Origin of the sequence: Acidovorax lacteus, from assembly GCF_039540375.1 — a bacterium.
GTDB classification, from domain to species: domain Bacteria; phylum Pseudomonadota; class Gammaproteobacteria; order Burkholderiales; family Burkholderiaceae_C; genus Acidovorax_G; species Acidovorax_G lacteus.
On record NZ_BAABEX010000001.1, the window covers coordinates 111,618 to 132,999 of the forward strand.

The 21,382-nt window shown below is 65.9% G+C and carries 22 protein-coding genes; 3 read left to right on the top strand and 19 right to left on the bottom strand.

Features of this window, described 5'->3' with window-relative positions:
* Window positions 1-7: 7 nt before the first annotated feature.
* The 10 genes from flgK to ABD866_RS00615 all read right to left on the bottom strand — a co-directional run bounded on the left by flgK (window position 8) and on the right by ABD866_RS00615 (window position 9,944).
* Window positions 8-1,939 (bottom strand): flagellar hook-associated protein FlgK, encoded by a 1,932-nt coding sequence (gene flgK, locus ABD866_RS00570; RefSeq protein ID WP_345060150.1) that lies wholly within the window; start codon window positions 1,937-1,939, stop codon window positions 8-10.
* A 144-nt stretch (window positions 1,940-2,083) separates the two neighbouring features.
* Complete coding sequence (gene flgJ, locus ABD866_RS00575; protein WP_345060152.1) at window positions 2,084-2,998, bottom strand: flagellar assembly peptidoglycan hydrolase FlgJ; 915 nt, start codon at window positions 2,996-2,998, stop codon at window positions 2,084-2,086.
* A 1-nt stretch (window position 2,999) separates the two neighbouring features.
* Complete coding sequence (locus ABD866_RS00580; RefSeq protein WP_345060155.1) at window positions 3,000-4,148, bottom strand: flagellar basal body P-ring protein FlgI; 1,149 nt, start codon at window positions 4,146-4,148, stop codon at window positions 3,000-3,002.
* Window positions 4,149-4,614: 466 nt separating this feature from the next.
* Window positions 4,615-5,331, bottom strand: a complete 717-nt coding sequence (locus tag ABD866_RS00585; protein WP_345060158.1) for a flagellar basal body L-ring protein FlgH — start codon at window positions 5,329-5,331, stop codon at window positions 4,615-4,617.
* Between the two features lie 43 nt (window positions 5,332-5,374).
* Window positions 5,375-6,157 (bottom strand): flagellar basal-body rod protein FlgG, encoded by a 783-nt coding sequence (gene flgG / locus ABD866_RS00590; protein ID WP_345060159.1) that lies wholly within the window; start codon window positions 6,155-6,157, stop codon window positions 5,375-5,377.
* Window positions 6,158-6,188: 31 nt separating this feature from the next.
* Window positions 6,189-6,929, bottom strand: coding sequence for a flagellar basal-body rod protein FlgF (gene flgF / locus ABD866_RS00595; protein WP_345060160.1), 741 nt, complete (start codon window positions 6,927-6,929; stop codon window positions 6,189-6,191).
* 70 nt (window positions 6,930-6,999) lie between these two features.
* Window positions 7,000-8,277, bottom strand: coding sequence for a flagellar hook protein FlgE (gene flgE / locus ABD866_RS00600; protein WP_345060163.1), 1,278 nt, complete (start codon window positions 8,275-8,277; stop codon window positions 7,000-7,002).
* Between the two features lie 31 nt (window positions 8,278-8,308).
* Window positions 8,309-8,962 carry a flagellar hook assembly protein FlgD gene (locus ABD866_RS00605; protein ID WP_345060165.1) on the bottom strand — a complete coding sequence of 218 codons (654 nt, stop codon included), beginning with the start codon at window positions 8,960-8,962 and terminating at the stop codon, window positions 8,309-8,311.
* A gap of 18 nt (window positions 8,963-8,980) precedes the next feature.
* Entirely contained in the window at window positions 8,981-9,385 is a 405-nt protein-coding gene (gene flgC, locus ABD866_RS00610) for a flagellar basal body rod protein FlgC (RefSeq protein WP_345060167.1), read from the bottom strand.
* Window positions 9,386-9,422: 37 nt separating this feature from the next.
* The gene (locus tag ABD866_RS00615) at window positions 9,423-9,944 is read right to left on the bottom strand and encodes a flagellar basal body rod protein FlgB (RefSeq protein ID WP_345060169.1); all 522 of its coding nucleotides are present in this window, start codon (window positions 9,942-9,944) and stop codon (window positions 9,423-9,425) included.
* Between the two features lie 230 nt (window positions 9,945-10,174).
* On the opposite strand from ABD866_RS00615, the gene flgA reads away from it, so the two are divergent.
* From flgA to ABD866_RS00630, 3 genes are all read left to right on the top strand, one after another.
* Window positions 10,175-11,020 (top strand): flagellar basal body P-ring formation chaperone FlgA, encoded by an 846-nt coding sequence (flgA, locus tag ABD866_RS00620; protein WP_345060171.1) that lies wholly within the window; start codon window positions 10,175-10,177, stop codon window positions 11,018-11,020.
* A gap of 90 nt (window positions 11,021-11,110) precedes the next feature.
* Window positions 11,111-11,437 (top strand): flagellar biosynthesis anti-sigma factor FlgM, encoded by a 327-nt coding sequence (gene flgM, locus ABD866_RS00625; RefSeq protein WP_345060174.1) that lies wholly within the window; start codon window positions 11,111-11,113, stop codon window positions 11,435-11,437.
* Between the two features lie 34 nt (window positions 11,438-11,471).
* On the top strand, window positions 11,472-11,840 hold the full coding sequence (locus ABD866_RS00630; protein WP_345060177.1) for a hypothetical protein: 369 nt from the start codon (window positions 11,472-11,474) through the stop codon (window positions 11,838-11,840).
* Window positions 11,841-12,035: 195 nt separating this feature from the next.
* On the opposite strand, the gene ABD866_RS00635 is transcribed toward ABD866_RS00630, so the two are convergent.
* The 9 genes from ABD866_RS00635 to motA all read right to left on the bottom strand — a co-directional run bounded on the left by ABD866_RS00635 (window position 12,036) and on the right by motA (window position 21,282).
* Window positions 12,036-12,749, bottom strand: a complete 714-nt coding sequence (locus tag ABD866_RS00635) for an RNA polymerase sigma factor FliA (RefSeq protein WP_345060179.1) — start codon at window positions 12,747-12,749, stop codon at window positions 12,036-12,038.
* 4 nt (window positions 12,750-12,753) lie between these two features.
* The gene (locus ABD866_RS00640) at window positions 12,754-13,536 is read right to left on the bottom strand and encodes a MinD/ParA family ATP-binding protein (protein ID WP_345060181.1); all 783 of its coding nucleotides are present in this window, start codon (window positions 13,534-13,536) and stop codon (window positions 12,754-12,756) included.
* Window positions 13,529-15,028, bottom strand: a complete 1,500-nt coding sequence (flhF, locus tag ABD866_RS00645; RefSeq protein ID WP_345060183.1) for a flagellar biosynthesis GTPase FlhF — start codon at window positions 15,026-15,028, stop codon at window positions 13,529-13,531. Before flhF ends, ABD866_RS00640 begins: the two co-directional genes overlap by 8 nt.
* Entirely contained in the window at window positions 15,025-17,094 is a 2,070-nt protein-coding gene (flhA, locus tag ABD866_RS00650) for a flagellar biosynthesis protein FlhA (RefSeq protein ID WP_425549524.1), read from the bottom strand. Before flhA ends, flhF begins: the two co-directional genes overlap by 4 nt.
* Before the next feature lie 11 nt (window positions 17,095-17,105).
* Entirely contained in the window at window positions 17,106-18,260 is a 1,155-nt protein-coding gene (locus tag ABD866_RS00655; RefSeq protein ID WP_345060187.1) for an EscU/YscU/HrcU family type III secretion system export apparatus switch protein, read from the bottom strand.
* A gap of 106 nt (window positions 18,261-18,366) precedes the next feature.
* Window positions 18,367-18,987 (bottom strand): protein phosphatase CheZ, encoded by a 621-nt coding sequence (locus ABD866_RS00660; RefSeq protein WP_345060189.1) that lies wholly within the window; start codon window positions 18,985-18,987, stop codon window positions 18,367-18,369.
* A gap of 4 nt (window positions 18,988-18,991) precedes the next feature.
* Window positions 18,992-19,378, bottom strand: a complete 387-nt coding sequence (gene cheY / locus ABD866_RS00665; RefSeq protein WP_092956865.1) for a chemotaxis response regulator CheY — start codon at window positions 19,376-19,378, stop codon at window positions 18,992-18,994.
* Between the two features lie 65 nt (window positions 19,379-19,443).
* Window positions 19,444-20,382, bottom strand: a complete 939-nt coding sequence (gene motB / locus ABD866_RS00670; protein ID WP_345060193.1) for a flagellar motor protein MotB — start codon at window positions 20,380-20,382, stop codon at window positions 19,444-19,446.
* A 39-nt stretch (window positions 20,383-20,421) separates the two neighbouring features.
* A complete protein-coding gene (gene motA, locus ABD866_RS00675) occupies window positions 20,422-21,282 on the bottom strand; it encodes a flagellar motor stator protein MotA (protein ID WP_345060195.1) in 861 nt (286 codons plus the stop codon).
* Window positions 21,283-21,382: the final 100 nt, after the last annotated feature.

Consider the following 21,382-nt stretch of genomic DNA (forward strand, 5'->3'; position numbering starts at 1 on the left):
GGCGGGCTCAGCGGCCCAGGCCCTGGATCAGCGTGTCGAAGATGCTCTGCGCGATCTGCAGCATCTTGGCCGAGGCCTGGTACGCCTGCTGGTATTGAAGCAGCTTGGCGGCCTCTTCGTCCAGGTTCACGCCCGAGACCGCGGTGCGGTCGCGTTCAAGGTTGGCAGCGATGGTGTCGGACAGCTTGGCCGAGAACAGCGCGCTCTGGGTGCGGGTGCCGATCTGGGCAATCGCGCCTGCGAAGCCGTCGCTCAGGCTGGATTCGTCGAACATCTTCACATCGCGCAGCGCCTGCAGCGCGCTGGCGTTGCCAGCGTTGCGCTTGTAGGCATCGCCGTACTGCGGGTCGAGCGCGTTGCCTACGCGCACGGTGTCGCCGGTGCGTGGCGTGCCCTGCAGTGTGATCTCCCAGCCATCGATGACGATTGGAGTGCCTGCGGTGTAGGCCAGCCCGGTCGTGCCCGATGGCGGCGTGGTGGAGCCCGTGACGCCGTAGGTGGCCGGCGGGCCTGCGGTGAAGGTCAGCGTCACGCCCCCGGGAATCGGCGGCGCCACATAGCCGGTGCTGGTAGCCTTGAGGTTGGCCAGTTGCAGCGTACCCGCGTTGGTCGTGCCCATGGCCGCGTTGATGGGGTTGGCCACGGCCAGATCGCGCGGCGCAGCCACCAGGGCCTGGATGTTGTTGGCGGCCGTGCTGAAAGGCTTGAACAGCACCCGCTCGCCCGAGGCACCGGCTGTGGTGAGGTTGAAGGTCAACCCGTCGATGTTCAGGCTGGCAAGGTTGGTCAGGTCGGTGAAGGCCGTGGCCTTGCCGTCGGACAAGCGGATCACCTGGCCGGCCGGGCTGGTGCCAAAGCGCACCTCGTAGTCCGACGCGACGAACTGCGTGGGGTTGGCGAAGTTCACATTGCCCACAGCCGCGCCGCCGGTGTAGCCCGGCATGCTGGCCGGCAGCGCAAACAGATTGGTGCCAGCCTGTCCGTCGAGCGTGAGGCCCATGCGGTGCTGGGCGTTCATCGTCATGCCGATGCCCAGTGCCAGGCGGCCCAGCAGGTTGCGGCCTTCGGCCAGGTCCTGGTTGTGAAAGCGCAGCAGGCCCGATACCGATCCGCCGCCGAGCATGTTCTCGTCGATCTCGCTGGGTGTCACGCCCGGGCGGTTGAAGAACAGCTTGAGCTGCCCGCTGCCCGGAAACGCCTCGGCATCCCCGATGGACAGCTGCGTGGCGGTGGAACCCAGCACCAGCGGTTGACTGCCCGCTACGAACAGGCCCACCGTGCCGTCGTCGGCCGGGATCTGCGTGACCTGCACGTACTGGTTCATCTCCCGGATCAACTGGTCGCGCTGATCCAGCAGGTCGTTGGGGCTTTGGCCGTTGCCCTTGACGCGCGCAATCTGGTCGTTGATGTCCGCAATGCGCGTGGCCAGGCTGTTGATTGCGGTGATGCTTGTTTCCAGTTCCTGGCGCAGGTTGTACTGGATCTCGCCAATGCGCTCGGCCGAGTCGCGCATGCGGGTGGCCGTCTCGTCCATGCGGGTCAGCGCCACGGTGCGCGCCGTGATGTCCGTGGGCGAGCCCACCACGTCGGCGAACGCGTTCATCATGTCGTTGATGGACGCACCCAGGCCCGTAGGGCCGCCGCTGAAGACTTCCTGCAACTGGCGCAGGCGCGCCGCGCGCGCCGCATCGCCGGCCTGTACCGAACCTGCCGTGGCCGCCTGGCGCGTGAGCAACTCGCTGTGGTTGCGCACGATGGTCTGCACATCGACGCCCTGGCCGATGTAGCCGCCGCCCGTGAACAGGCCCTGCACCGTTTGCAGCGACACCGTCTGGCGCGAATAGCCCGGTGTATTGACGTTGGCAATGTTGTGGCCGGCCGTCTGCAAGGCGACCTGGTTGGCCATGAGGGCGCGTGCGCCGACGTTGAGCAGGCTCATGGGCGATCTCCGATGGCCGTGCGCCCGCCGTGCGCAAAGCGGTGGCCACGCTTGTGGCCAAGTTTTGGGCCCCCGCACACGGGCCGCCCCGCCGTGGCGGCAGTCGGGCAAGGGGTCGAGCGGTGTTGGACGGGCTTCATGGTGTCAGGCCTGTGCCCGCTGTGCACGCAGTGCGCTGTTGATGGCTCGGCTCAGCTTGTTCGCGTATTCGGGGTCGGTGGCGTAGCCTGCCTTTTGCAGCTCGGACGCAAACGCCACCACCGAACCGGTGCGTGCCGTGGCCTGCACCTTGTCGTAGCGGGGGCTGTCGGTGATCAGGCGTGCGTAGTCGCGGAACGAGTCTTCGTACGAGTCGTAGGCGCGGAACTTGGCCACGACCTTGCGCGGCACGCCGTTGATGTATTCGGTGGTGGTGACTTCGGCCACCTTGCCCGTCCAGCCCTTGCCGGCCTTGATGCCGAACAGGTTGAAGGAGTTGGAGCCGTCTGCATTGCGGATCTCGCTCTTGCCCCAGCCGGTTTCGTGGCCCGCCTGGCCGAGCATGAAGGTGGCCGGAATGCCGCTGTCGCGCGACACACGCTCGGCCGCGGCACTGTGGTGCTGGACAAAGGCGTCGCGGCCCCTGGGGGCTACGCTGCTGGTCGGGCTGTCGCTGCTGCGGGCGGCGGGCGTGCTGCGCGGCTGCGCCTGCGGCAGGCTCAGCGTAGAGGGCACCGACAGCGACGTGTCTGCGCCGCCCATCTGGCGCGAGAGCTGGCGCGTGATGGCCTCGGACAGCCCGCCGGGCACGCCCGACATCTGCACGGCGAGCTGCTGGTCAAGCAGGTCGGTGCCCAGGTCGGCCTGGCCACCGTCCATGAGGCCGGACTTCATGGTCGCCTCGCGCATGCTTTTGATCAGCTCGCGCATGAACAGCGACTCGAACTGCTTGGCCGCCTCGCGCACCGCCTCGGGGCTGTTGCTGCCCGCCTCTAACTTCAGCGCATTGAGCGAGCGGCCGTCGGCGGCCAGCGCCTGGGGCGCACGCAGGCTGGAAGAAGAAGGCAGGGTGAGCGACATGTCAGATCACCTCGAGTTCGGCGTTGAGGGCTCCGGCGGCCTTGATGGCCTGCAGGATGGCCAGCAGGTCCTGCGGTGTGGCGCCCAGCGTGTTGAGCGCACGCACCACGTCCGACAGCTGCGGCGACGGCGGCATCTGGATCACGTTGCCAGGTTCCTGGTTGATCTGGATGCTGGTCTGCTCGGTCACCACCGTCTGGCCCTGCGACAGCGGGTTGGGCTGGCTCACGACGGGGCGCGAGGTGATGGTGATTGACAGGTTGCCGTGGGCAATCGCACAGGGGCCGAGCGTGACCGCCTGGTTGAGCACGATGGAGCCGGTGCGCGCGTTGATGACCACCTTGGCGGCGGGCGCGCTCGACTCGAGCGGCAACTCCTCGATGTCGGCCAGAAAGGCCACGCGCGCGCCGGGCTCGCTGGGGGCGCGCACCTGCACGGTGCGGCCGTCCAGCGCCGTGGCCAGGCCGTTGCCCATCTTGCCGTTGATGGCCTGGGCCACGCGGCGTGCCGTCTGGAAGTCCGAGGCGTTGAGGCCCAGCGTGATCACGTCGCCGTCGTGCAGCGGCGTGGGCACGCTGCGCTCCACCTGCGCGCCCTGCGGCACGCGGCCTGCGCTCAGGTGGTTGATCTGCACCTTGCTGCCGCCTGCGGCCGCGCCCGCACCTCCCACCACCAGGTTGCCCTGGGCGAGCGCGTAGATCTCGCCGTCGGCCCCGCGCAGCGGCGTGGTGATCAGCGTGCCGCCCTTGAGGGATTTGGCATTGCCAATCGAGGACACGTTCACGTCGATGAGCTGCCCCGGCTGTGCAAAGGCCGGCAACTGCGCCGTGACCAGCACGGCCGCCACGTTCTTGAGCTGCAACTGCCCCGCCGCGCCGGGCGGCAGGCTGATGCCCATCTGCTGCAGGTAGTTGTTCATGGCCTGCGTGGTGTAGGGCATCTGCGTGGTTTGGTCGCCCGTGCCGTCCAGGCCTACGACCAGCCCGTAGCCGGTGAGCGCGTTGCTGCGCACGCCCTGCACGGCGGCCACCTCCTTGATGCGCAGTGCATGCGCAGGCAGCGCCAGTGCAAGAGAGGCGATCAGCAGGGCGAAGGTGCGCCACAGCAGGCGGGTGGCGGGCGCCCAAGAGGGGGTGCGCGGGTTTTCCATGCCTTGCATTGTGAAAGCCCGTGGCCGGAACTAAACCCCGAAAAGACGGCGCTTCCGGCCCTTTTTGCGCGGGGCGTCGGGGTGGACATGAGGGGCGTGTGCCCCGCATGACCGGCGGTGCTCGGCCGCCGTATCGGGCCCCAAGAATCGAGTGCCAAAATGCTTGCTCGTGCTTATCAATCAAGCATAAGCAGCTATAAAAATAATAGCAAATGAAATGATGCCGCTCGCACCGCTGGCAGTGCGGGCCGTGCGGGCCGTGCCCCGCGTGCCGCGCCCGGGCTGGGCGCAGCCGTGGGAAGGTGCTGCACAACGCCCCCCGGTCTGCGCTGGCATGGCCTTGGGCGGTTCACCGTGCTGCTTCTCTTGCCAATCGCCGCGCTGCAGGCTGGTGGGCTGCAGCCACCGCCTCGTGGGCCCGTCGGTTGCGCACACGCGCATCCTTGAGAGGCGCGTGCAGCGCTTTTTAGAACGGCGTGATGGTGTTGAAGAACCGTCCGAGCCAGCCCATGGCCTGGGCTTCGTTCTGCGCCCCCCGGCCGCGGGACATCACGCGCACGTTGGCGACCTGGGTGGAGTTGACGACGCTGCCCGGCTGCAGCGAGCGCGGGTCCACCGTGCCCGCAAAGCGCAGCACGTCCACGTTCTGGTTCACGCCGATCTGCTTCTCGCCGGTGATGACCAGGTGGCCGTTGGGCAGCACATCGACCACGGTGGTGGTGATGGTGCCCTGGAAGGTGTTGGCGCTCTCCGTGCCGCCCTTGCCCTCGAAGGTGTTGGAGGAGTTCGCGCCCAGCTTGGTCTTGTTGGTGAACGCCGTCCCCACGAAAGGCAGCGCCGAAATGCCGCCCGACACTTCCGAGGTGCGGTCCACCGACGACGAAGACTTCTGGCTGGCCGTGATGTTTTCGACGATCTGCACGGTGACGGTGTCGCCGATCAGGCGGGCGCGCCGGTCCTCGAAGCTCGGGCGGTAGCTGGCCGCCTGGAACAGGCTGCCATTGTTGGTGGGCACCGGGCGTGGCACCACCGTGAGCTGCGGGGGCGTGGTGGCGGGCATGTCCACCGGCGGTGGGGGCGACATGGTGGCGCAGCCCGAAGCCAGCACGGCAGCAGCCAGTGCGGCTGCGGCGCGGGCCGGGCGCTGCAGCCAGAACAGGGTGGGGGCGACGAGGAAGCGCATGGCGAACTCCGCGAAACGGTGCAAGAACGGGAACGTGCCGGGGTCAGAGCTGGCTGAGCTTGGCCAGCATCTGGTCGGAGGTCTGGATGGCCTTGGAATTCATCTCGTAGGCGCGCTGCGCCTGGATCATGGTGACCAGCTCTTCCACCACGTTCACGTTGGATGTCTCCAGAAAGCCCTGTTTGATGAAGCCCAGGCCGTTGGTGCCCGGCGTGCCCTGCTGCGGCTGGCCCGAGGCGGCCGACTCGCGGAACAGGTTCTGCCCGATGGGCTCCAGTCCGGCCGGGTTCACGAACGTGGCCATGGCCAGGTTGCCCAGCGGCTGCGGCGCGGTGGCCGGGGGCACGATGGCGGTGACCGCGCCATCAGGGCCGATCATGACCTTGGTGGCGCCATTGGGCACGGTGATGCCGTTGTTCACCGGCATGCCGTTGGAGGTGACCATGCGCCCCTGGGCGTCGAGCTGGAACGAGCCGTCGCGCGTGTAGCCGATGGTGCCGTCGGGCATGGTCACTTCGAAGAAGCCGTTGCCGTTGATGGCCACGTCCAGGCTGTTCTTCGACTCTTGCAGCGAGCCCTGCACGAAGTTGCGGCTGGTGGCCACGGTGCGCACGCCCAGGCCGAGGTGCAGGCCGGTGGGCAGCTGGTTCTGCTCGGTCGCGTTGGCGCCCACCTGGCGCAGGTTCTGGTAGATCAGGTCTTCGAACACCGCGTTGTTGCGCTTGTAGCCGGTGGTCGAGACGTTGGCCAGGTTGTGCGAGATCACGTCCAGTTGCGTCTGCTGGGCGGACATGCCGGTCTTGGCGATCCAGAGCGAGTTGATCATGGCGGTTCCTTTCGGGCAGCGGGCAGCGCCGTCAGCCGTTGATGTTCAACAGCCGCGAGGCCGTCTTGTCGTTGGTTTCGGTCGTCTGCAGCAGGCGCATCTGCTGCTCGAACTGGCGCGATGCCGCGATCATTCCGACCATGCTGGCCACGGGGTTCACGTTCGAGCCTTCCAGCGCCCCGGCCAGCATGCGGGCGTTGGCGTCGTTCGGCATGGGGGCGCCGGTGGTGGTGCGGAACAGCCCGTCGTCGCCGCGCCGCAGCGGGTCTTCCGGTGTGGGCGTGGCCAGCTTCAGGCGGCCCACCGCGGCCGGGGGCTGGCCCGGCTGTTTGGCGGTGAGCGTGCCGTCCGAGCCCATGGTGATCTCGGCATTGGGCGGCACGTCGATGGGCGCACCGCCGTCTGATAGCACCGTGAGCCCGGTGCTCGTGACCAGCTGCCCCGCAGGCGAGACCTGGAACGAGCCCATGCGCGTGTAGGCCTCCACGCCGTCAAGCCCCTGCACGGCAAACCAGGCATTGCCCGCGGCCATGGCATCCAGGTTGCGGCCGGTGCGCTGCACAGGGCCGGGTGTGTCGAGATAGCCAGAGGTGGCTTCGAGCGCGAACACGCGCGTCTTGGAGCCATCGCCCTGGATCGGCACCGAGCGGAACGAGGCCATCTCGGCGCGAAAGCCGTTGGTGGAAGCGTTGGCCAGGTTGTTGGCCAGCACCGCCTGCCGGTGGGCGGCGGCGTTGGCCCCGGTCATCGCGGTGTAGATCAGGCGGTCCATGGCAAGGTCTTTCGGTGAGGGGCCCTAAAGCGCCTGCGCCTGTGGCGCAGATGCTCGCTGGGCCGGGGTTTCAGCGCAGGTTCACGAGGGTGGACATGACCTGGTCCTGGGTCTTGATGGTCTGCGCATTGGCCTGGTAGGTGCGCTGCGCGGTCATCATGTTCACCAGCTCGGCCGTGAGGTCCACGTTCGAGTCTTCCAGCGCCCCGGAGCGCAGCGAGCCGAAGTTGCCGTCGGTGGCCGTGCCGCGCACCGGCTGGCCCGATTCGAAGGTTTCGACCCAGTTGTTGCCGCCCACGGCGGCCAGGCCCTGCGTGTTGCGGAAGCTCGACAGCGCGAGCTGGCCTTCCGAACGGGTGACGCCGTTGGAGTAGCGCGTCATGATCATCCCGTTGTTCTCGATGTTGATGCCGGTGAGCTGGCCGGCGGTGTAGCCGTCCTGCGTGAGGTTGGACACGGCAAACTTGGTGCCGAACTGGGTCACCTTGTCCAGGTTGATATCGACATTGAAGGCCGGCAGACCGTTGGGGTTGGGGGGGCTGGGCGTGACCGACAGCGTGAGCAGGTGTTCGGTGCCCGGCGGCGTGGGGGCCGGGTTGACGATGGCGCCGCTGTTGTCGAAGGTGATCTGCCCGACCGGCGTGGCCACCACAGGCGGTGTGGCCGTCGGGTCGTCCAGCTGGTCGTACACGTCCCAGGTGTTGTTGCCGTTCTTCTCGAAATACAGGCTGACCGGCTTGGCCACGCCTTGGCTGTCGTACACGTTGATCGAGGTGCCGTAGGTGGTGCGCGGCGTGGCGGGAATGGGCGGCGTGGCCGCCGGGTCGCCCGCAGCGTCGGGTGCGCGGGCGTCCAGGTTGAAGGCGGCAAAGATTTTTGACGTCTGCTTGGCCGGAATGGGCTCAGCGGTCGGGAACACCATGGGCACGGGCTCGGTGCTGGTGCGCTGGCCCGTCACAGGGTCGACGCTGTAGCCCATCACCTTCGCGCCATCGTTGGTGACCATGTTGCCCACCTTGTCGAGCTTGAAGTTACCGGCGCGCGTGTAGGCGGGCGTGCCGTCGGGCAGTGTGAGCGTGAAGAAGCCGTTGCCGTTGATGGCCACGTCCAGGCTGTTGCCGGTGATGGTCAGGTTGCCCTGCGTGAACTGCTGGGCGATGTTGGACACCTCGACCCCGATGCCCGCGTTGCTGCCGCCGGACTGTCCGATGGCCGATGCCACCATTTCGGCAAACTCGGCCCGCGAGGACTTGAAGCCCACGGTGTTCGAGTTGGCAATGTTGTGGCCGATCACGTCCAGGTTCTTGCTGGCGGCGTTCAGGCCCGAGAGTCCTTGTTGGAAGCCCATGGTGCGCTCCTTGCAATGGCAGGGGTTGGAATCAGAGAATGGCCTTGACCTGGGCGTAGCCCACGGTCGCGCCGGTGTCGAGGGTCAGGCTCAGGTTGCCGTTGTCGGCGCCCGCGGCCACCACGCGGGAGGCCTGCAGAGGGGTGGACGCCACAGCCGTCGAGCCGTTCTGCGCTGTGACGCGGAAGCGCAGCTGCGAGGCGTCGCCCTTGTACTGGCTGGCGTCCCATTCGAATGCGTGACGTCCACCGTTGCGGCTGCCCATGTCCACCGTGCCCACGACCTGGCCGGTGGGCGAAAGCACTTCCACCTTCACATCGCCAGCCGATCCGGCCAGTTCGAACATGCCCTTGCCTACCTTGTCGGTGACCTGCACACGGTTGCCTTCGGTGACCACCGAACGGCCCACCATCGACGCGCCTTGCAGCACCTGCATGGCGCCGAACTGCGCGGCCATGCCCTGCATGGTCTGGTTGAGCTGCTGGATGCCCGTGACCGTGTTGATCTGCGCCATCTGCGAGGTCATCTGCGCGTTGTCCAGCGGGTTCATCGGGTCCTGGTTGTTGAGCTGTGCGACCAGCAGCTTCAGAAAGCGGTCTTGCGCGGCTGCGGGATCGGTGGCGGCGTCGGCCTTGCTGCTGGTCGATTCCGTCACCGACGAACTGTTGATTGGGCTGAGAAACATGGGAGCTCCTTGTGGCGCTTACTGGCCCATCTGCAGGGTCTTGAGCAGCAGCGTCTTGGCCGTGTTCATGACCTCGACGTTGTTCTGGTACGAGCGCGAGGCGGAGATCATGTTGACCATCTCCTCCACGGCGTTCACGTTCGAATGGGTGATGTAGCCCTGCGCATCGGCCAGCGGGTGATTGGGGTCGTGCACGCGCCGCCCGGGGGCATCGCTCTCTTTGATGTCGGTGACCTTGACGCCGGCCACGCCCTCGGGGCCCATGGCCTGTGCACGGAATACGAGCTGGCGGGCCTTGTACGGCTGACCGTCGGGCCCGGCCACAGCGTCCACGTTGGCCAGGTTGCTGGCCACTACGTTCAGGCGCTGAGACTGTGCGCTGATCGCGCTGCCGGAGACATTGAAGATGGAAAACATCGACATGGGAACCTCGCTGTGCGGTGGGTGTCAGCCGGGCCGGTCACTGGCCCTGAATGGCGCTGAGCATCGTGCGCACGTTGCCGTTGATGAAGCGCAGCGTGGCCTCGTAGCGCACGGAGTTGTCGGTGAACGCAGCGCGTTCGCGGTCCAGATCGACGGAGTTGTTGTCGAGCGCTGGCTGCGTCTGCAGCGAATACTTGGGGCGGGGCAAACCGTCTTCGGGTGGCGTGATGGCGTCCGGGTGCGTGGCCGACAGCGACAGGTGCCGACTGCTGCCGTACTGGCCGTTGCGGGCCTCGCGCGTCACGCCGCTAAGGCCCAGGCCGGATGCCGTGCTGCGGGGAGCGGTGAGCGCCTCGGGTTTGAGGGCGCTGGCACTCTCCGGCATGAGTGGTTGTTGGCCTGTTGCTTCCCGCAATGCATCGGCAAATTTGAAGTCCCGCGCCACATAACCCGGGGTGTCGGCATTGGCGATGTTGCTGGCGAGCGCGCGCTGGCGCTCGGCACGCAGCACCAGCGCGTTGCCGTGGAAATCCAGTCGTTGTGTCAGCTTGTCCAGCATAGGAACCTCATCGGGTCTCGTGGGCCGTGGCGCCTGTCGGGGCAGGCTTTGCGGCGTGTGCTGATTGTCAAAGTGGGGCTGTTTTCCTAAAGCGCGAAGAACATGGGTTTCGGTCCGCACTTCGGCGGTTTCGGTGCGCACCGCGCGCCTACAGTGCAAGCGTCCCCCAATCCCGCAGGCGGCCTGCCATCGCAGCCTGGCCTGGCGGGATTGCCGAGAGGAGCCTCACCATGACCCTTGCAACCTTCTGCGCGCTCTGGAGCCGGCCTGCGGCAGTGGCGGCGGCCGCACTGGCCGTGCTGTCCACTGCCGCACAGGCGCAGGCGTTTCAGTCGGGCGCGGCCCCGGCGACCACGCCTCTGTCTGCGGGCGCGCCCGTACTGCTGGCGGCTGCGCCGGCCACCTCGGTCTCACCCCCTGCGGCAACCTCCCAGGCCGGAGCCGACTGGGCTGCGGTGACCCAGCGCTGGCTGGATGCCGCGCTCCAGCAGCGCGACGGCGGCGCTGCGCTGCCGTTGCGCATGGAGGTGAGCGTGGGCCACCTGGATCCTCGGCTGCGTCTGGCGCCTTGCAACCGCGTCGAGCCCTACCTGCCCGCTGGCACCCGCTTGTGGGGACGCACCCGGCTGGGTCTGCGCTGTGCCGAGGGCGGCACGCCTTGGAATGTCTTTTTGCCCGTGACGGTCAAGGCCTTCGGACCGGCGTGGGTGCTCACGCGCAACGTGCCGCCGGGCACCGTGCTGACGGCCGCTGACGCGCAGGAAATGGAAATCGACTGGGCGGCCGACAACTCGCCGGTGGTGGCGCAACCGGAGCAGTGGGTGGGGCAGGTGGCCTCCCGCGCATTGGCGGCCGGGCAGCCCTTGCGCCAGTCGATGGTACGCGCGCCCAGCGTGTTCCGCACAGGGGCTCAGGTTCGGGTGATGGCCCAGGGGCCTGGCTTTGTCGTGGCAGGGGCAGGGCAGGCGCTGTCCGACGGCGGTGTCGGGCAGACAGTGCGCGTCAGAATGGACAATGGTCGCGTTGTCTCTGGTATTGTGAGTGATTCTGGGACAGTAGACGTCCGTGTTCCATGACAGGGGCAGCAGAAATGGCTAAAGTCTTCTCGGAATGGGTCGAAACCATTGCTACGGTGCTCCGGACTTCCCGGGGTGGTGGAGAGAGCGATGAAGATAGGTCAAACCCCGGATCTCCCGGGCGCACTAGGCCCAGCGGCCCAGGCCAAGCAACCGGCCAAGCCCGCTGCGGCGGCTGCCGACGAGGCGGCCAAGGCGGCACCCGCCAAGGTGGCGGCCGCCGGTGTGCCCGTCACCATGTCCAGTTCCCTGAAAGCGCTGGACACCTCGTCCCGTGCTTCGGGCGACTTCGACGCGGGCCGCGTCAAAGCGGTCAAGGACGCGATCGACAAGGGCGAATTTTCGGTGGACGCCGAAGCCATTGCCGACAAACTGCTGGCGAACGCCCAAGAAATCTTCTCCCGCTCGCGCGGCTGAACACGGTCCCGGCTGACCAAGGCCGGCTGCTGCCATGACACTGCACGACATCCTCTCCACCGTCGAGCAGCATGTGGCCAAAGCAGGCGATTCTCTGGTAGCCGGGGACGTCCATGCGCTGGAAACGGCCTCGACCGCGCTGCGCGACGTTGCACAACACCTCGCCCCCCATCTGGCCGCCTTGCACGATGCGCTGGCAACCGATGCGTTGCTGCGCCAGCGCTGGCAGGCCTTGAGTCTGCGCCTCGCAGCGGTTCGCGACGGCCTGGCCCGCCTCTCTGTGCTGGCCGACCGGCAAGTGACGGCGCTCGTGCCAGAGGCCCGGCGCGACCCGACGTACGGCCAGTCGATCGGCAGCCGAGCACCTTCGGCAGCAGCCCGTCTCTACCGTGCTGCCGGGTGAGGGCGGCCGCACATCCTGCGGTGTTCCACGGCCTGCTCGGCATACGCTGGGGTGGATATCCCGTTGAACAGACGGCGTACTTCGCCGTGTAGCGGCGGTTGCGCATACACCTGGGTGCGCACCTGAATCCGTGCGCAGCGCGGGGTGGGCCCGCTGTAAGGCCTGTTGAGAAACTGGCGTACCGGGTCTGTGCGCTTAGTGTGAGCGCATCTTGGCGCGCAGCCGCGCAATCGACTGGCTGTGCAGCTGGCACACCCTTGATTCGGTGACGCCGAGCACCGCTGCGATCTCCTTGAGATTCATGTCGTGCTCGTAGTACATGCCCATGATGTGCTGCTCGCGCTCTGGCAGGCTCTTGATGGCCGCCACCAGCGAGTCGCGCAGCCTTTGGTCGCGCAGCATCTCCAGAGGGTCGGCGGCGTTGTCTGCCACATGCCGGTCGAGGAAGCCATCGTCCTCATCGCCATGGGTCATGTCTTCCAGATAGACCAGCTGCGTGCCCCGCACCTTGCCCAGGAGGCTCTGGTAGTCCGCCAGGCTCATGCCCATTTCGGCGGCGATCTCGGATTCCAGCGGACTGCGGCCCAGACGCTGCTCCAGCCGGTGGACGGCCTGCTCGATGTCTTTTTGACTCTTGCGGGAGCTGCGCGACATCCAGTCGCCCTCTCGCAACTCGTCGAGCATGGCACCGCGGATGCGCTGGGTGGCAAACGTCTCAAACTGCACACCCTGCGTGGCTTCATAGCGCGACAGGGCATCGGCCAGACCCATCATGCCCACCTGGATCAGGTCATCCAGTTCGACGTTGGGCGGCAGCTTCGCGATTATGTGGTGCGCGATCCGACGCACCAGCGGCACGTGCTGGCGGATCATCGCGTCCCGATCAAGCTGGCCTTTGGCGGTGTACATCAGATCAATGACTCCGGGCAAACGGCACCTCCGCAATGGGCGGGGCTTGCACAGACGTGCCGATGGTGCCTGCGTTTTCCAGCAGTTGCAAGGCCAGGCGCTGAACATCCGGCATAGCGTCCGGATTCAGGGTGGCCGTCCGCACGGGCACGCCCAGATGGCGTTGTGTGCACTGCTGCAAGTTTTGGAGGGTCGCGTGGGCGGCGTGGCGAGACCGTGCGCTGTCGTCGGGTACGACGGCGACCACAGAGCCCACGGTGCCCGCTTCGAGCGCCAGCTGCTTCAGATTGCGGTAGGCATCGATCACGCCCGCTTTGTCGGGTGTGGTGAGCACCAGGGGCTGGGCCGCCGTGGCGGCCAGCAGCGGGGCCAGCACCGACGCCGGCGCCAGCAGCACCAGCATGCCGTAGGCGCGGAAGTATTCACACAGGTCGGCCAAGGGGGGGCGCACCACATGCCGCGCCTTGCGCCCAAGCCGGTGCAGGCCCCGCGCGGCAGGGATCACGGCCAGGGAGGAAGCAATCTCGCCGAGGTCTAGGCTCACCCCTTCCTTCCAGGGCGCCTGGCGCAGCAGGTGCTCAAGACCCGGGGAGCGGTCTGATTCCAGGGTGGTGCCGTCCAGCACCACCACCGGATAGCCCTGGCGTTGCCACTGGGCACACAGTTGCCACAACGCCTCGAGGTTGCGCGGCCGGTCGTCCTGGCTGGCGACTGCCAGCAGGCGCAGCTGCGCCTGCGGCATGAAGCTCAGGAGGCTGGCGCCCTGGTGCAGGCTTGCGTCAAGCATCCACCAGCCCCCGTTCGCCCACCGAGTCGACGGCGTTCGAGAAGAAGAAATTCAGGTCGCTGGCCTTGGGGTCGTAGGCCGACTTGGCCGGGGCCCGCATCGACGTCGCAATGAGCTGGTGGGCGTCGGCTTGCTCCCAGTCTTCGGGCACGCGCTGGCCATTGGTCACGCCGCGCAGCACCATCTGGTGGCGAATCAGTGCATCCAGGGCGGGTCCCAGCTTCACCGCCTCGTCCACCTTGGACAGGATGGCTTGCTGCGATCCCGATGTCTTGAACGCGGTGAGCACGTCGTCCAGCGTGTCGCCATGGCAGCCGGCGTTGAGCACCAGCAGGCGATGGACATGCGGAAGGTCGAGCACGTCGAGCATGTCGCGCTTGCGCGGATCGCGCGGAGCGACACCCGTGGTGTCGATCAGCACCATTTTCTTGCCCGACAGCAGCCCCAGAAGATCCTGCAGTGCCGCACGGTCGTGGGCCTGGTGGGCCACGATGCCCAGCATGCGGCCGTAGGTGCGCAACTGTTCGTGTGCGCCCACACGGTAGGTGTCGAGTGTGATCAGGCCCACACTGCCCGGGCCATGAATGCGCGCGCAGTGCGCTGCAAGCTTGGCCGTGGTGGTGGTTTTGCCCACGCCGGTGGAACCGACGAGTGCGTAGATGCCGCCTTCTTCGTACAGCGGCGGAGCATCGGCGTCCGTGCGGAGATTGCGCTCCAGCACATCCATGAGCCAGCGCACCGACTCTGCGGCACCCAGATCCTCGGGCATGCGTTCCAGCACGGCCCGGGCCAGGGCAGGGGAGTAGCCCGCTCGGATCATTTTGAGCATGAGGTTGGACTGGATCGGGTTCTGCTTGGCCTGACCCAGCCAGGCCAGGGTGTTGAAGCGCTCCTCAATCAGTTCCTTGACCGCATGGAGCTCGCTCATGAGCGATGCCTGCTGTGCCATGGCCACCTGGGGCTCTGCGCGGCGCCGGGGTGCCGGTTCTGCCGGACGGTCGGCCGGGATGCTGCGCAGCGGGTTGTGGCGCACCACAGGGGCAGGCGCCTTGCGTACGGGTTCGCGCTCCAGCTCGGCCTCCACGGCACGCTCCTGTGCACGCTGCGACAGCGGCGCAGCTTCGGGCGCATCGGCGCCGTGAAGGGCCTCGTGCCGGCGGCGCAGCATGCGTTCGCGCACATAGTCCTGGAAGGACAAGGTGCTCATGGCCAACTGCTCGGTGTCTTCCTCGACAGGGTTGCGCGATGCGTGCGACGCTGTCGTCGAGCTGGACAGCCCCCGCGATGCAGGACGGCTCACCGGTTCGCTTGCAGCAGCCGCCTGCAGCCCCGGCTGTTCGAGCGAGGACAGGCTCTCCTCGGCCGTTGCAATCACCTCGACCCCGTTGGCCGTGGCACGGTTGGACAGGATCAGGGCACCGTCACCAAAGGCCATGCGCGCTTTGGCCAGAGCTTCCCGAGATGTGGGAGCGTGAAAGCGTTTGATGTTCATGCTGATGCACCTTTGAGGATGGGCCCGATGCGGATGGTGTGCGTTTCGGGAATTTCACTGTGGGCCAGAACCTGTAGTCGGGGCGCCACACGGCGCACCAGACGCGAGATGGCGCTGCGGATGGGGTCTGGCACCAGCAGGCAGGCGGGAAGCCCCATCTCCTCCTGCTTGAGCGCGACCTCGGCCGCCCGTTGGGTGAGCACGTCGGCGACGCCGGGGTCCAGGGCGGGAGCCGAAGCGTTGCCCAGGGCCTGGACCAGAAGACGTTCCAGGCCCGGTTCAATGGCAATCACGTTGAGTTCGCGGGTCGGGCAGTAGATCTGCTGCACGATGGCGGGCGACAGGGCAATGCGCACGCGCCGCGCCAGCTCTGCCGGGTCCGGGATGCTGCCGGCGTGCTCGGCCAGCGTTTCGATGATGGTGCGGATGTCGCGGATGTGCACAGACTCTTCCAGCAGCAGCTGCAAGACTTTCTGGAACGTTGCGATGGACACCATTTTGGGAACCACTTCTTCGATGAGCTTCGGAGCCAGCTTTGCCACGTGTTCGACCAGTTGCTGGGTCTCGGTGCGGCTGAGCAGCTTGGCTGCATGCACTTGCATCAAGTGTGACAAATGGGTCGCCATCACGGTTTCGGAATCAACGACCGTAAAACCGGCCATTTGTGCCGCTTCCTTCTGGCGCTCGTCGATCCAGTGCGCAGGCAGTCCGAAGGCAGGGTCGGTGGTAGGGGTTCCGATCAGGGGGGTGCTGATGCCGCCCGGGTTGATGGCCAGGTAGTTGCCCGGGAATGCCTCGCCCTCGCCCACCACGACGCCGCGCAGCGTGATGCGGTAGCCGCTGGGCTTGAGCTCCAGGTTGTCGCGCACATGCACGGCCGGTGGCAGAAATCCAACCTCCTGCGCAAATTTGCGCCGAACACCCTTGATGCGGGTCAGCAGGTCCCCCTGCCGGTTCTTGTCCACCAGCGAGATCAGGCGGTACCCAAGCTCCAGGCCGAGCAGGTCCACGGGCTGCAGGTCGTCCCACGAGGCCTCGCCATCTTGTGTGGGGGCGGGGGGCGCCTCCACCGGCGGCGGTTGCTGGGCGCGCTGATGCAGCACCCTGGCTGCGTAGCCGATGGCGCCGCCGATCGTCAAGAACACCAGATGCGGCATGCCCGGAATCAGGCCCAGCAGCACGAGGATGCCGGCCGTCACACCCAGTACGCGGGGCGACATGAGCAACTGGTCCACGATCTGCCGGCCGCTGTCCTGGTCTTTGCCGACACGCGAGATCACCATGGCCGCTGCCACCGAGATCAGCAAACCGGGTACCTGAGCCACCAGCGCATCGCCCACTGCCAGCAGGATGTAGGTGTTGGCAGCCTGGCTGGCCGAGAGGTTGTGCTGCAACATGCCGATGGCAAAGCCGCCGACGATGTTGATCAGCAGAATCAGGATGCCGGCGATCGCATCGCCGCGCACAAACTTTGACGCACCGTCCATGGAGCCGAAGAAGTTGGCTTCTTCCGCGACTTCGGCGCGTCGGCGCTTGGCTTCCTTCTCGTCGATCAGCCCGGCGTTGAGGTCGGCATCCACGGCCATCTGCTTGCCCGGCATGGCGTCCAGGGTGAAGCGGGCCGAAACTTCTGCAATGCGCTCAGCACCCTTGGTGATCACCACGAAGTTGATCACCACGAGGATCACGAACACGATCAGACCCACTGCAAAGTTGCCGCCGATCAGGAAGTGGCCGAACGCTTCGATGACCGCGCCCGCTGCACCGGGGCCGGTATGGCCTTCGAGCAGCACCACGCGTGTCGAGGCCACATTGAGCGAGAGCCGCATCAGCGTGGTGAGCAGCAGCACCGTCGGGAACGCAGCGAAGTCCAGCGGGCGGATCATGTAGGCCGCCACCATCATCACCATCAGCGCGACCGCGATGTTCAAGGTGAAGAACGTGTCCAGCAGCCACGCTGGAATGGGCAGCACCATCAACGCCAGGATGGCCACGATCAGGATCGGTGCGGCCAGCCCTGACAGGGCCCCCGAGTTGCTGCCAGCCCATTGCTGCAGCGATTTCATGGAAGGAGCGTTCATGCGGCACCTCGTGCGGCGGGCATCTTGTGATGCGGGTCGAGTTCAGGGGGCACCTGGGGTTCGGCCATGGCCTCTGGCATGCGGCCTTCGCCTCGCAGGGCGGTCTTGAGTCGGTAGACGTAGGCCAGCACCTGGGCCACCGCGGTGTAGAGCGTGGCGGGGATCGGCTGGTCCAGTTCGGCATGGGCGTACAACGCGCGCGCCAGCATCGGAGACTGCAAAACTGGCACGCCGTGGGCAGCGGCCACTTCACGGATCTTGAGCGCCACCAAGTCGGTTCCGCGAGCAATCACCTGGGGAGCGTTCATCGTGGCCTCGTCGTAGCGCAGTGCCACGGAGTAGTGCGTCGGGTTGGTCACTACAAAGTCGGCCTTGGGCACGGCAGCGACGCTCGCACGGTCGGCCACTTCACGCTGGCGCTGGCGAATCCGGCTCTTGGTGTGCGGATTGCCTTCGGATTCCTTGTGCTCCTGCTTGACTTCCTCGTGGGTCATCTTCAGGCGCGACTTGAAGAAGAAGGCCTGCAACGGAACATCGACAAGCGCTGCCAGGAGCACGATGAGCAGCAGCAGCGTCACCCCTCCCGTCAGCCATTCCGCTGCCCCCCGTAAGGCGGATGCCGAGGGCTGCAGCACGAGCATGGCGACTTTCTCGATGCTGGTGCCCATGTACTTCCAGCCTACGTAGCTGAGCAGCACCGTCATCAGGACCATCTTGGCCACGTTGGCCATCTGCTGTCCGGAAAACAGGTTGGCAAAGCCGGAAATCGGATTGAGCCGATTGAATTGCGGGCTGATCGGCTTGAGGCTCATGATCCATCCGCCTGCGCCAATCCCGCTGAGCAGCGCCGCAGCGCCCGTGACCACCGCAAAGGCGGCACTGGCGATGAGACCCACAGCCAACATGGCCTGCAGCCGCTCCAGCATGGCCGCGGGTGTCATGACCGTCCGCGCATCAAACACCAGCTGCTGGCTCATCGCGCGCTGCATGTGGTCCATCAAGGTCGGCATGAAGGCCAGCACACAGGCAGCGCCAGCCCCCAGGATGGCCAGATGCGACAAGTCCCGCGAGCGGGCACCCTGGCCGTCCTCGCGCGCTTTTTGCAGTTTGCGCTCGGATGCGGGTAGGCTTTTCTCTTGACTGGATTCCATGGCGGCATGACGGGGAGGTCATGCCATTGTCGAGAGGGAGCCGATTTCTAAAGGGCGAAAAAAAGGGGCCAGTGGCCCCTTTTCCCGGATGGTTGGATGCGGTCGCTCAAAAGCCGAGGCTGGCCAGCAGATCGTCCACCTGCGATTGGTCGGTTACCACGTCCGGATTGTTTTCGGGGTTCACCACCGGCCCGGCCAAGTGCACCTTGGGCGGCTCCACGGCGGGCACCTGCGCGTTGGGGGGCGCGGTTTGGATCAGCAGCTGAACCAATTGGTCTTCAATGGTGGCCGCGAGTGCCACTACCCGTGCGATCACCTGGCCGGTAAGGTCGTGGAAGTCCTGGGCCATCATGATCTCGGTCAGATGGGTGTCGGCTTCCTGCGTCACCCGCTCCACGTCCGACAGGAAGTTCATGATTTCGCCCTTGGCGACGGCGGCCACCGGGTCTTTGACCAGCGATGCCACGACTCGGCGCGTTTCGGCGGCAATGTAGTCGTGCTGGGCTTTCGCCTGCTCCACGCGGTAGAGCACTTTCTCCGCCGCATCGCCCGTCAGTCGGGCGATGTAGGACAGTCGGCTTTGGGCGTCGGGCAGTTCGCCCATGGTGCCGCGGAGCTTGTCCGCAAAACCGAGTTCGTTCAGCGCATCGTGCAGCTGGCGGGTCAGCACGCCGATTTTCTGGTGAACCTCGGCGGCTTCCGGTTGGTTGTGCTCAGGCGTGTCCATGACGTCATAGCCCCATCTTCTTGAGGATCAAGGTGACCTTTTCTTCCAGTGTCGCCTTGGTGAAGGGTTTGACGATGTAGCCGGCGGCACCGCCTTGGGCGGCCGCCACGATGTCTTCCTTGCGCGCTTCGGCCGTGACCATCAGCACAGGAAGATGCTTGAGCTTGTCGTCTTTCTTGATTTCCGCCAACAGCTGGAAACCGTTCATGTTCGGCATGTTGATGTCGGTCACAACAAAGTCGAACTTGCTGTTGCGCAGCTTGTTCAATGCTGCCACGCCGTCTTCTGCCTCGTCGGCGTCCGTGAAGCCGCTTTCCTTGAGCAGATTGCGGACGATGCGCCGCATGGTGGAGAAGTCGTCAACGATCAAAAAGCGCAGGGCAGTGGTCACTTGGGACCCTTTCGGTCGAAATATCTGAGGGTATTGTCACGGCTCGCAGGTGCGGTGACAAGTCGTTACGGTTTGGCGGGGGATGAGGGATTCTCCCGCTTTTCATTCATCAATTCTGCCGAAGTCACCATGGGCATGGTTTTGCCCATCAGCCGTTCCTCGGCTTCCCGGGTAAGGATCGTGATCGTGATGCGCCGGTTGCTGGGTGACCGCGGGTTGGCCGGGTCCAGCGGATCGCTGGCCGCAAGACCGACCACCCGACCCAATTGGGCATCGGGCATGCCGGCCGCCACCAGTTCGCGTCGCGTGGCGTTGGCTCGGTCGGCCGATAGTTCCCAGTTGCTGTAACCGCGGTCGCTGTTGCCGTAAGGCACCGAATCGGTATGCCCAGCGAGGCTGATACGGTTTTCGACGCCGTTGAGCGCAGCGCCGATCTCTTTGAGGATCTCGCGCATGTAAGGCTTTACCAGCGCGCTCCCGCTGTCAAACATGGGGCGGTTCTGGTCGTCAACAATCTGGATCTGCAGCCCGTCGGGCGTCACATCCAGGCGGATTTGGGAGCGGAACTCGTTGAGCCGGGGGTTCTCGGTGATCAGTGCGTCGATTTTGGCCTGCAGGGCCTGGATGCGCCGTGCGTCCTGGCGAGTGCGCTCGACCCGTGAGGTGTCTTCACTCATGCGCCGCTCTTTGTCCTCTTCGTTGTCAGAACGGCGCACTTGCCCGTGGACTTTGCTCAGGTCGTTGCCGCCACCGGGGATGATGCTGGAGCTGTTGCCCGCGCCATCACCGCCGGCCATGGCCACCTTCAGCGGCGACGAGAAATACGCGGCAATGCCTTGCAGTTCGCCTTTGGCTGTCGAGCCCAGCAGCCACATCAGCAGGAAGAACGCCATCATCGCCGTCACGAAGTCGGCATAGGCAATCTTCCAGGCGCCGCCATGGGCGGCATGACCCCCCTTCTTGATGCGCTTGATGATGATGGGCTGGAGCTTCTTTTCTGCCATGGTGTTCGTGCGCGGAGGGCCTGCCCCAGGTGGCTGCGCTTACTTCTTACCCTTCACGTGGGCTTCGAGCTCGGCAAAGCTCGGCCGGTCGCCCGAGAACAGCACCTTGCGGCCAAACTCGATGGCGGTGGCCGGGTTGTAGCCCTGCATGCTGGCCAGCAAGGTGGATTTGATGCACAGCAGCTCTTTGGAAGCGTCCTCGGTTTTTTGTTCGACCAGGCCGCCCAGCGGCTCTACCACGCCGTATGCCAGCAGAATGCCCAGGAACGTGCCCACCAGGGCCGCACCAATCAGACCGCCCAGCACCGCAGGCGGTTGGCCCACAGACCCCATGGTGTTCACCACGCCCAGCACGGCGGCGATGATGCCGAACGCCGGCAGCGCCCCGGCCAGGCGTTGCAGCGCCGCGATGGGGGCATGGGCTTCCTGGTGGTGGGTGTCGATTTCGCTGTCCATCAGGGCCTCGATCTCGTGCGAATTGAGGTTGCCCGAGACCATCATGCGCAGGTAATCGGTGGTGAACTCGATCACATGGTGGTCGCTGCCGACCGTCGGGTACTTCTTGAAGATTTCCGACTCGTGCGGGGCTTCCACATCCTTTTCGATCGCCATCAGGCCATCCTTGCGCGCCTTTTGCAGGATGTCATAGAGCATGGCCATCAGCTCCATGTACCGTGCCTTGGTGTACTTGGAGCCCTTCAGCGCCATCGGGAGGGCTGCGGCCGTGGCCTTGAGCACCTTGGGCTGGTTGTTCACCACAAAGGCTCCCAGCGCACCGCCCAGGATGGTGATGGTCTCAAACGGCAGGGCTTTGAGAATGATCTGAATGTTCCCGCCGTGGATGATGTACACCCCGAAGATGCATCCAAAGCAGATGATGTAACCGATGACGACAAACATGCGTGTGGCGAGGTTGGTGCCCGGTCACGCCGGAGGCGCTGGGCGCTGGCAATGAGGTGACTGGAAGGTTACTCTAAATGTATCGGATTGCAGACGCGAC